Origin of the sequence: Acinetobacter sp. CFCC 10889, assembly GCF_003268395.1 — a bacterium.
Lineage (GTDB): Bacteria > Pseudomonadota > Gammaproteobacteria > Pseudomonadales > Moraxellaceae > Acinetobacter.
The window spans coordinates 66,057-76,330 of record NZ_LQXQ01000020.1 but is presented as its reverse complement, the minus strand read 5'-3'; the positions used below and the strand labels follow the sequence as shown (position 1 = coordinate 76,330).

Here is a 10,274-nt window from a genome sequence, read left to right as displayed (position 1 = left end):
CTGCCTACATGGCAGTGAACTGTAAAATTTTACCTACAAACAAAATAAAAACATAGAGTTAATTTAAAAAAATTAAAAATACCCAAGTTTTTTATTCAACTTGTAAGTGATTGATTTGTATAAACTGTTAAAGAGTGCCTAAAATATTGGGGTAAAAACTTGGCTTTGTCAAAACAAAAAGGAAGTGTTACCACTTCCTCTGCTTTAGACATTTAAAACTCTAAGCAACAGCTTTAACAGGTACACCACTATGAAAGCGAAATACTTTATCAGGGCTTAAAATTAACTCTTTTTCCACTTCACGAATTAATTCAATACGTTGCTGAATATCTTCTTCAGGGTCTTTAAGTTTAGCTGTCTTTGCCACATCCAAAGCTAAAGCCAAATAATCCTCATAATGACGAGATTCTGACTTGAGCAAATAACGATAATAACGCCCAAGCTCCTCATCAACAATCGGCGCTAAAGCATAAAAACGCTCACAAGAACGTGCTTCAACAAAAGCACCGATCACCAAAATATCGATCAAAGCTTCAGGCTCATAAGTACGGATTTCTTTGCGTAAACCACCTGCATAGCGTCCTGCACTTAGACCTTTCCACTCCTGACCACGTTTGCTCATAAACTCCAAAACTTGCTCATAATGCAACATTTCTTCACGAACAAGCTGTGCTAGTTTGACTTGCAAATCGGTAAAAAAGCTGTAACGAAACATCAAATTCATCGCTGTTCCTGCGGCTTTTTTCTCACAATTGGCATGATCTTGCATTAAAATTTCAAGATTATTTAATGCTTCATCTAGCCATGCTTTTGGCGTTTCACACCCTAAAAAACCAATGACAGGTTGCATCAGTTCATCATAATTAATATTTGACATGAGTACTTTTCAATATTTTCCAATACATTAACTTGCAGCATGTATTGCTGCTTTCATGTCTTTCACGGCTTGCTCTAGACCTACAAAGACACTTTCAGCAATGATTGAGTGACCAATATTCAACTCATGAATTTGTGGAATTGCAGCAATCTCAGCGACATTTTTTAAATTCAAGCCATGCCCTGCATTGACGACTAAACCTTTCGCAGCAGCATATTCAACACTTTTAACAATGCGTTCTAGTTCTTGATGATGGGTATCTTCATCATAAGCTTCTGCATATGCACCTGTATGCAACTCAATAGTTTGTGCACCACATGCCACAGCCGCATCGATCTGAGCAAAATCAGCATCAATAAATAACGACACATCACAACCAATCGCAACTAACGCCTGCGTTGCAGCTTTGACATCTTCAAAATGCCCAACTACATCCAAACCACCCTCAGTCGTTACTTCTTGGCGTTTTTCAGGTACAAAACACACATGTTGCGGTTTCACTTCAAGCGCAATCGCCACCATTTCATCAGTCACAGCGATTTCCAAATTCATACGGGTTTTGATGGCAGTACGCATACGATACACATCAGCATCTTGAATATGGCGGCGATCTTCACGTAAATGTAGCGTAATTCCCTCTGCACCTGCTTGCTCACAGACTAATGCTGCCTGAACAGGATCAGGATAAGTCGTACCACGGGCTTGTCGCAGTGTTGCAACATGGTCAATATTTACACCAAGCAATGCAGCCATAATATTTTCCTAAATACTTCAAAAATAAAAACTATTGGTTTACAGTTTTGGACTGAGAATTTTGTATCCACAGTTGCCGACTTTTTAACGGACGATCACCCAGCAATGACGTAATCATTTGGCGATAAAGTTTCGACAATAATTGTAACTGTTCTGAATTAAAATCCCCACCCTTTTCATAATTTGCCATCGTTAAAATCTGTGTCCCTGTTAAGGTTGCAGGTGAACTATGCGAAACAGGAATAAATCCATCAGACAATTGAAATTGATAACGTTGCGTGGCAATAATCTGCTGCTGTTGTGCATCGACTGCATAATCTAAGGGATAGCCTAATTCTTCTAGTAGTGCATATTCAAACTGACGTAAAATTTGTTTTAAAAATACATTGGGCGCATGATGCGAAGCTAAATTTTGTAAATGTTTGAGCGTCACATGATATTGTTCAAAAGTCTGCGGCATACTTTCTTCAAGTGGGCATAAGCGCAGCAAAATTTCATTGAGATAAAATCCTGAAAAAAAAGCATCCCCATAAAAAAATACAGGTTGATTGAGTATTTCTAATTTTGAAAAATTCTTCAGCTCACTTTTCCCTGATGCTTGCAGGGTAATAGGCTGATATTGCGGTGGTGGCATTTGTCTTAAAATTCCATCGACACGCCCATATTCTTGTGTAAATAAATGCACAATATGACTACGTTCACGATATTTACGATGATGGATCAAATAACCATGCAGAACTTCATTTCGCATCTTAGCGAATTAATCATCCTTGTCTTTTTTGTCATCATCACCATCAGGAATCACTGCACCAACCACAGCAGCAGTTCCTTTCACCACACCTTTTGTGGTTTTATAAGCGATTTTGACAGGAACCGTAACGAGTTTGTGTACACAACCTTGTAAAAAAAATATACAAGTGACTATTACGAAAACTTTTATCATTACGGTTCTATCCTTTTCTAAGAGTAGCGATTAAATATCACTATAACCTAAACTTTTTAAAGCACGCTCATCATCAGACCATCCACCTTTGACTTTCACCCAAAGTGTCAGCATGATTTTTTGTTCGAACATTTTTTCCATATCGACACGTGCATCCATCCCGATTTTTTTCAGCTTAGCACCTTTTTCACCAATCACGATGGCTTTTTGTCCTGGACGATCTACAAAAATTGTCGCATCAATGTAAGTACATGCTGCTTTAGGACGACCTGTTTTTGGATTCACAGTAGCATCTTCAGTCTTAAAAGATTCAATTTGCACAGTTAAATCATACGGAAGCTCTTCACCTAACTGACGCATAATTTTCTCACGAATGATTTCACTCGCAAGGAAACGTTCAGAACGGTCTGTTAACTGTTCTAAAGCATATAAAGGTGGCTGGAATGGTAAATATTTTTCAATGGTATTACGTAAATGATCTAAGTTTGCACCACGCAGCGCAGATACAGGAACGATCTCAGCAAAATTCATCAACTTTGCACGCTCTTGAATCAAAGGTAAAGCATGGTTTTTATTTTCAAGTGTATCAATTTTATTGATCACAAGAATTACTGGCATTTCCGCATTTTTCAACTTTTCAAGAACAAGCTCATCGTTCTGTGTCCATTTGTCTGCATCCAATACAAACAAAACCAGATTCACATCACGCAATGCAGAATGTGCTGCTTTATTCATCATTTTATTGATGGCACGTACTTCTTTTTTGTGCATCCCTGGTGTATCGACAAATACAGCTTGTGAAGTTTCACGACTGTCGATTCCAACAATTTTATGACGAGTCGTTTGTGGCTTACGTGAAGTAATTGATAATTTTTGACCTAAAATATGGTTCATTAAGGTCGATTTACCTACGTTTGGACGACCAACAATCGCCACAAAGCCACTTTTATAATCCGCAGGAATTTCAGTCCCCTGTGAACTAAAAAATTGGTTAATTAAGTCATTGCCGTTTTCAGACGGCTCGTGATCAGCATCATTGTGATCGGAATGTGTATTCATGCAGTTTACTGCTCCAATAACTTTAAAAAATCTGCCGCCACTGCCTGTTCTGCAAATCGGCGACTTGAACCCTCACCCATCATTTTAGGTAAGCCTTCTACCCAGCATTCTACTTTAAAATGCTGATTGGGTGCATCACCCTGAATATCTACAACCTCGTAACTTGGCAGCGGTTTTTTACGAGCTTGTAGATATTCTTGGAGACGTGATTTTGGATCTTTAAGTTGATCTGTTGGCTCTATATGTTCTAAATAGGGTTCATACCATTTCAGTACAATATTACGTAGCACAGGCAAATCCTGACAATCTGTATAGATCGCACCAATAATCGCTTCTACAGTATCGGCTAATATTGACTCACGATGATGACCACCTGATTTCAATTCACCCGTACTTAAAATTAAACTGGTACTTAATTTTAAATCATGGGCAATTTTACCTAAAGCTTCTTGGCGTACTAAAGTCGCACGCATACGAGTTAAACGACCTTCATTTTCTTGCGGATAAGCATGATATAAATAATTTGCAATAATCATTCCCAATAATGAGTCACCTAGAAATTCTAAGCGCTCATAATTGTATTTGTGACTCACCGAACGATGGGTCAATGCTAGATGCAATAACTCAGGTTGTTTAAATTCATAGCCGATACGACTCAGTAAACGTGGATCATTTACTTTGAACTGACCTTTGATCAAAACTCTTCTCGAATGTTTGGACTAAATCAATATTCATAAAAAACGGTGTTCTTACTTCATATTTTTTAGTCACTGTTAAGCCTTTGTCGGTTGAAACTTTTGCAATATCCTTAAATTTAACATCGCGGATATTGTTCATGTCCAAGCGTTGGCTCATTTGACTTTCAAATTTAGATGGTGTGATATCTGTTGAGCTTTCTTTCATCAGTTGCTCAATTTGACCATCAATCACACGATCATCCCAATACGATGGCCAAAGTGCTAATGTCGCTTTCACGATAAAAGCAAAGACCACAATTCCTAATAAAATTGCAATATACGATGCACCTTGCTGAGATTTACGCATTGTTATTATCCACTAGGTAAAATAATTATATCATTTCACAGCCTTTAAAATAAGAGCAGATCCCCTGATCCATTCGACTTTAATGCTGAAAATTCCCCAAATTTTAAATGTAATATCTATCCAATCAATGAATGTTCAACATTTTTGATCATGTATAAATACTTCAGTATTATATTATCTTGCAAAGCTGATTCAGTTACTAGATTTCCATCTATAATTTTGCAAAAAATTTGAAGAAAATCTTAGACATTCTCTATTTTCAGTCTTTGCTCACAAAGCGCAAACTAGCAATACAAAAAAGACCAATTTTCATTGGTCTTTTATACATCAAATCAAACTTAAGAGAGCTGAGGTTTAGTCTATTGCACCATTACGACTAAATGATGGCAATTTAAATCCTGGCTCTTTGTGCATCCATACGTAAATCGCATGTCCTGTTAAATTCGCTTCAGGTACAAATCCCCAAAAACGGCTATCAGCACTTTGATCACGGTTATCACCCATTGCAAAGTAATGACCTTTTGGTACTGTTACTTCCCAACTTTGACCATTTGATTTGATAAAACGATCATTGTCACGTGCAACAAAAGGTAAGTCTTCCTTTTTCTGTGCATATTGGAAAGCATTCGCCAAGGTATTTTGACCTTCTAAAATACGGACTAAATGCTGATGTTCACCCATAGTTTCAGTGTAATAAATCGACTTTGGTGTATCCAAAATATCTTTTTCACGGCTAAATTCTACTGGCGTTTGTTCAACATTTTGACCATTAATACTTAATTGCCCTTGATCATAGACAATATGATCTCCTGGTAAACCAATAATGCGTTTGATATAACTAATTTTTGGATTTTCAGGATAACGGAAAACAGCGACATCACCACGTTGTGGTTCACCCACATCAATAACTTTCGTATTGGTAATTGGTAAACGTACACCATACTGATATTTATTCACCAAAATATAATCACCTGTTTCTAAGGTCGGAACCATCGAATCAGAGGGAATATTAAATGGTTCAAATAAAAATGAACGTAACACCAAAACAACTGCAAGCACTGGCCAAAAATCGTATGCCCATGAAATGATGAAATGTTCATTCCCCTTACCCTTCGTTTCGCGTTGTTTAAACACGAATTTATCGAGTAACCACAACACAAAGAACACTAGTGTTGCAGGTACGAGAATTAAATTAAAATCAAAATCCATGAGCGATACGACCTCTTACTTCTTATCTGTCTACTTTTAATACAGCCAAGAACGCTTCTTGTGGGATTTCAACACTGCCCACTTGCTTCATGCGTTTCTTACCTTCTTTTTGTTTCGATAACAGTTTCTTCTTACGTGAAACGTCACCACCATAACATTTTGCTAATACGTTTTTACGCATTGCTTTTACTGTTGAACGTGCAATGACTTGTGCACCGATTGCAGCTTGAATCGCCACATCAAACATTTGACGTGGAATCAAATCTTTCATCTTCTCAACCAAAGCAATACCACGATGACGGGCATCTTGACGGTGACAGATCATCGCCAACGCATCCACCTTGTCACCATTAATTAACACGTCCACCTTAACCAAAGATGAAGACTCAAAACGTACAAAATTGTAATCGAGTGATGCAAAACCACGCGAACACGATTTTAATTTATCAAAGAAGTCCATCACGACTTCAGCCATCGGGATTTCAAAAGTAATTGATACTTGGTTTGCCATAAACTTCATGTCTTTTTGCACACCACGGCGCTCTACACATAAAGTCATCACATTGCCCAAATAGTCTTGCGGTACAAGAATATGACACTCTGCAATCGGTTCACGTAGATCTTCAACAGTTGAACCATCAGGCATTTTTGATGGACTGTCGATATAAATTGTATCGCCATTCTTCATTACAGCTTCATAAATTACTGTAGGCGCTGAAGAAATCAGATCTAAATCGTATTCACGTTCTAAACGTTCTTGTACGATTTCCATGTGTAGCATTCCAAGGAAGCCACAACGGAAACCAAAACCTAAAGCATCTGAACTTTCAGGTTCAAAGAACAATGCAGAGTCATTAATTTGTAATTTATGTAATGCTTCACGGAATGGTTCAAACTCACTGGCATCAATTGGGAATAAACCCGCATATACCTGTGGTTTTACTTTCTTAAAGCCAGGTAAAGTTGCAACTTCTGGTGTCGTTGCAAGGGTAATCGTATCACCGACTGGCGCACCAAAAATGTCTTTAATCCCTGCAATCACAAAGCCAACTTCACCTGCTTCTAACATATCAGTTTCGGTATGCTTTGGATTAAAGATACCGACAGAAGTAATGATGTGCGTCTGACCTGTTGATTTCATCAACATTTTGTCGCCTTTTTTCACACGACCTTGTTTCACACGGACTAAAGACACAACGCCTAAGTAATTATCAAACCATGAGTCAACGATCAACGCTTGTAAAGGCGCATCACGATCACCTTCAGGTGCAGGAATCACATTGACCAATGTTTCTAAAACACCTTCAATACCTAAACCTGTTTTCGCTGAACATGTCGGTGCTTCAGTTGCTTCAATCCCAATGATATCTTCAATCTCTTGAATCACACGCTCAGGTTCAGCCTGTGGTAAGTCAATTTTATTGAGAACAGGAAGAACTTCGAGACCTTGTTCAATTGCGGTATAGCAGTTGGCAACTGACTGTGCTTCCACACCTTGTGCCGCATCTACGACCAATAATGCACCTTCACACGCTGCCAATGAACGTGACACTTCATACGAAAAGTCCACGTGCCCAGGTGTGTCAATGAAGTTCAATTGATATTCTTGACCATTTGGATGCGTATAATACAAAGTCACAGACGTGGCTTTAATGGTAATCCCACGCTCACGCTCTAATTCCATTGAGTCCAGAACTTGCGCTTGCATTTCACGGTCTTGTAAACCACCACATGTTTGAATGAAGCGGTCTGCAAGTGTCGACTTTCCGTGGTCGATATGCGCGATGATACTGAAATTACGAATATTTTTAATATCGACAGATTTTTTAGCTTGCGCCATGGGCTACCTTGAAGAAAAACGCGCTATGTACTGAAAAGATATACATAACAAAAGCTGAATAGAAATTGCGAGGGATTATAGCAGATGGTTTTTTTAAAGTATTCATAATAATCATCTTGAACTTAGAAATGTTCTCTGAAATTTAAAATACGAGAAGCGAATGCCATCATTTCATGCTTATAGCAATATTTTTCACAAAAAGAATGCTTTTTCTTTCGATATACATTTTGGATAATTTTTCAATCAATCAAACATGCAGTTACATAACATTACTGAATTTTCATTTTAGTCGCATAAGTCAAAACTATGATTCAATTTTATTTTTTGATAAGGATCTCTCATGCTGAAAAAAACTTTATTAATGTTTTAAATTACAATGATTTCAGTGCATTCATTTGCTTATGATGCAAGATCATGTCAAATCAAAAAAGAAAAACTTATTGAGCAATTGTACTATGCTAAAAAATATAACAATACCCATCGCATTGAAGGCTTAAATCGTGCATTCGCAAGACTAAATCAACAATGCGCACAATATGTGAAAAAATAATAATTCTGTACCCATTCAAATTTTCAGCTATGTAAATAGCTGAAAATTAAAACTTCAAGAAAAAGCATAAGGATCAATATTTTCATCCAAAGGCTGATAGGCTTGAATAAAAGTAGGTGACAAACGTTTTGGGCGACCTGTGGCAATTTCGACACATGCCCATTTGGTACTGCCTGTAAATAACAAAGCCTGATCTGCTACACGAAAAAAAGCGTATTGACGGAAAGAAAATAACGCATTGATATCATTTAGCCATGTTCTTAAAATAATTTCATCGCCTTCAAGTGCAGCTTTGCGATATTGCACATGATGCTCTACTGCAACCATTGCATGTTTTAATTCTAAATAATCCTTTACTCCTAGTCCTAAAGCCTCAATATGTGCAGTTGCAACATCCTGCATCCATGCGACATAAACTACATTATTCACATGCCCCAAAATATCAATATGTTCAGGTTGAACCGTCAGTTTTAAATCAAAATATGTTGTTGCCACAAAAATACCCTATGCTTTAGATTTTACTATCTGCTTTAAATTAACATTTTGCGTATGCAATTGACAAAAAACCACTCCATTAGAGTGGTTCATGTTACTTCACTTAAAATTATTGTACTCTTAACCCCAACATTGCATGTTGCCCTTCACGAATAATTGCTACACGTGCAACACTGTTAGCTTTTAATTCAGATACTGCTTCAACAAAATCATTGGCATTTAAAATTGGTTTTGAATTGATTTGGGTGACAATATCCCCTGCTAGAATACGTGATTGAGCAGCCAAGCCACCCCGTGTCACATCCTGAATCAACACACCACCTTTAATGTCTAAACGTGATTTTTCAGCTTCCGTTAAAGTACGAATTGATACACCTAAAACTGGACCTTTTTTCGCAGATGCAGTTGTACCATCATCATTTTTTGCTGGTGTATCATCAGGTGCTGTCGTTAATGTTGCTGTAATGACTTTTGGTTTATCATCACGTAATACTTCAAGCTGTACAGTTTGTTTAGGCTGAGTTCGGTTGAGATAGTTTAATAATTCACTGGTTCGTGAAATTGGTGAACCATTATATTTCATGATTACATCTCCAGATTTAAAGCCCGCTTTATCGGCAGGAGAACCTGGCGCAACTTGAGTAATCAATGAGCCTTCTGGTTTTGGCAATTTATAGGCTTCTGCCAAATTACGATCAATATCTTGTAACATCACCCCTAAATATGAACGTGTCACTTTACCATTGGTTTTTAGCTGATCAACCACATCCATTGCGACATCAATCGGAATGGAAAATGACAAGCCCATATAACCGCCTGTACCACTGAAAATTCGAGAGTTGACCCCCACCACTTGCCCTTGTTGATTAAACAATGGACCACCTGAATTGCCAGGATTTAAAGCGACATCAGTTTGAATAAACGGAACTGATGTTTCACCCATCATATTACGAGACTTCGCACTGACAATTCCTGCTGAAGCAGAATAATCAAAACCAAAAGGTGAACCGATCGCAAGTACAGGTTGTCCTACTTTAAGTTGATCAACATTGCCTGTTTGTAATGATGGAAAATTTGTACCATCCACTTTCAATAATGCAATGTCTGTACGTTCATCACTACCTACCACTTTAGCATCAATTTCACGGCGATCATTTAGAACAATCGTCACTTTAGAAGCATCTTCCACCACGTGATGATTGGTCAGCAAATAACCATCCTTACTAATAAAAAAGGCACTACCATAGCCCGTTTTTTCTTGTGGAATTTGTTGCTGAGGAATAATGATCTGATTACCAAAGAAACGCTTTAAGATCTCAGGGACTTGTTGCTGTAATAATTCTTCTTGTGTCATTTTTTTAACCACATTGACACTGACCACAGCAGGGCTAACTTGTTCCACTAAATTTGAAAAATCTACAGGTGCTTGCGCTTGTGCTTGCGTTGCCGCAACTGTAAATACCGCCGCATACATTCCTTTTTGTATAAAGCCACTTTTCATGAA

At 37.7% G+C, this 10,274-nt stretch carries 12 protein-coding genes; 1 reads left to right on the top strand and 11 read right to left on the bottom strand.

Annotation, left to right across the window (positions count from 1 at the left end):
• Positions 1-220 precede the first annotated feature (220 nt).
• The 9 genes from AVJ19_RS09620 to lepA all read right to left on the bottom strand — a co-directional run bounded on the left by AVJ19_RS09620 (position 221) and on the right by lepA (position 7,725).
• On the bottom strand, positions 221-877 hold the full coding sequence (locus AVJ19_RS09620) for a tRNA-(ms[2]io[6]A)-hydroxylase (protein ID WP_111859508.1): 657 nt from the start codon (positions 875-877) through the stop codon (positions 221-223).
• Between the two features lie 27 nt (positions 878-904).
• Complete coding sequence (gene pdxJ / locus AVJ19_RS09615) at positions 905-1,630, bottom strand: pyridoxine 5'-phosphate synthase (protein WP_111859507.1); 726 nt, start codon at positions 1,628-1,630, stop codon at positions 905-907.
• A gap of 31 nt (positions 1,631-1,661) precedes the next feature.
• On the bottom strand, positions 1,662-2,381 hold the full coding sequence (gene recO, locus AVJ19_RS09610) for a DNA repair protein RecO (protein WP_111859506.1): 720 nt from the start codon (positions 2,379-2,381) through the stop codon (positions 1,662-1,664).
• 9 nt (positions 2,382-2,390) lie between these two features.
• Positions 2,391-2,573, bottom strand: coding sequence for an NF038104 family lipoprotein (locus AVJ19_RS09605; RefSeq protein WP_111859505.1), 183 nt, complete (start codon positions 2,571-2,573; stop codon positions 2,391-2,393).
• A gap of 30 nt (positions 2,574-2,603) precedes the next feature.
• Entirely contained in the window at positions 2,604-3,632 is a 1,029-nt protein-coding gene (gene era, locus AVJ19_RS09600) for a GTPase Era (RefSeq protein ID WP_111859504.1), read from the bottom strand.
• 5 nt (positions 3,633-3,637) lie between these two features.
• Entirely contained in the window at positions 3,638-4,330 is a 693-nt protein-coding gene (rnc, locus tag AVJ19_RS09595) for a ribonuclease III (RefSeq protein ID WP_111859503.1), read from the bottom strand.
• Positions 4,302-4,676 (bottom strand): DUF4845 domain-containing protein, encoded by a 375-nt coding sequence (locus AVJ19_RS09590; protein ID WP_111859502.1) that lies wholly within the window; start codon positions 4,674-4,676, stop codon positions 4,302-4,304. Before AVJ19_RS09590 ends, rnc begins: the two co-directional genes overlap by 29 nt.
• Positions 4,677-5,030: 354 nt before the next feature.
• Positions 5,031-5,885, bottom strand: a complete 855-nt coding sequence (gene lepB / locus AVJ19_RS09585) for a signal peptidase I (RefSeq protein WP_111859501.1) — start codon at positions 5,883-5,885, stop codon at positions 5,031-5,033.
• 22 nt (positions 5,886-5,907) lie between these two features.
• Entirely contained in the window at positions 5,908-7,725 is a 1,818-nt protein-coding gene (gene lepA, locus AVJ19_RS09580) for a translation elongation factor 4 (RefSeq protein ID WP_111859500.1), read from the bottom strand.
• Between the two features lie 376 nt (positions 7,726-8,101).
• Between lepA and AVJ19_RS22875 the strand changes: the two genes are divergently transcribed.
• Positions 8,102-8,275 (top strand): DUF1090 family protein, encoded by a 174-nt coding sequence (locus tag AVJ19_RS22875; protein WP_111859499.1) that lies wholly within the window; start codon positions 8,102-8,104, stop codon positions 8,273-8,275.
• Between the two features lie 54 nt (positions 8,276-8,329).
• On the opposite strand, the gene AVJ19_RS09570 is transcribed toward AVJ19_RS22875, so the two are convergent.
• Positions 8,330-8,770, bottom strand: coding sequence for an acyl-CoA thioesterase (locus tag AVJ19_RS09570; protein ID WP_111859498.1), 441 nt, complete (start codon positions 8,768-8,770; stop codon positions 8,330-8,332).
• A 109-nt stretch (positions 8,771-8,879) separates the two neighbouring features.
• Complete coding sequence (locus tag AVJ19_RS09565) at positions 8,880-10,271, bottom strand: Do family serine endopeptidase (RefSeq protein ID WP_111859497.1); 1,392 nt, start codon at positions 10,269-10,271, stop codon at positions 8,880-8,882.
• Positions 10,272-10,274 lie beyond the last annotated feature (3 nt).

Coding starts and splice junctions, on each gene's coding strand:
- AVJ19_RS09590 (WP_111859502.1), bottom strand. CDS start 4,676: ATGCGTAAATCTCAGCAAGGTGCATCGTATATTGCAATTTTATTAGGA.
- era (WP_111859504.1), bottom strand. CDS start 3,632: ATGAATACACATTCCGATCACAATGATGCTGATCACGAGCCGTCTGAA.
- AVJ19_RS22875 (WP_111859499.1), top strand. CDS start 8,102: ATGATTTCAGTGCATTCATTTGCTTATGATGCAAGATCATGTCAAATC.
- AVJ19_RS09605 (WP_111859505.1), bottom strand. CDS start 2,573: ATGATAAAAGTTTTCGTAATAGTCACTTGTATATTTTTTTTACAAGGT.
- pdxJ (WP_111859507.1), bottom strand. CDS start 1,630: ATGGCTGCATTGCTTGGTGTAAATATTGACCATGTTGCAACACTGCGA.
- lepA (WP_111859500.1), bottom strand. CDS start 7,725: ATGGCGCAAGCTAAAAAATCTGTCGATATTAAAAATATTCGTAATTTC.
- AVJ19_RS09620 (WP_111859508.1), bottom strand. CDS start 877: ATGTCAAATATTAATTATGATGAACTGATGCAACCTGTCATTGGTTTT.
- recO (WP_111859506.1), bottom strand. CDS start 2,381: ATGCGAAATGAAGTTCTGCATGGTTATTTGATCCATCATCGTAAATAT.
- lepB (WP_111859501.1), bottom strand. CDS start 5,885: ATGGATTTTGATTTTAATTTAATTCTCGTACCTGCAACACTAGTGTTC.
- AVJ19_RS09565 (WP_111859497.1), bottom strand. CDS start 10,271: ATGAAAAGTGGCTTTATACAAAAAGGAATGTATGCGGCGGTATTTACA.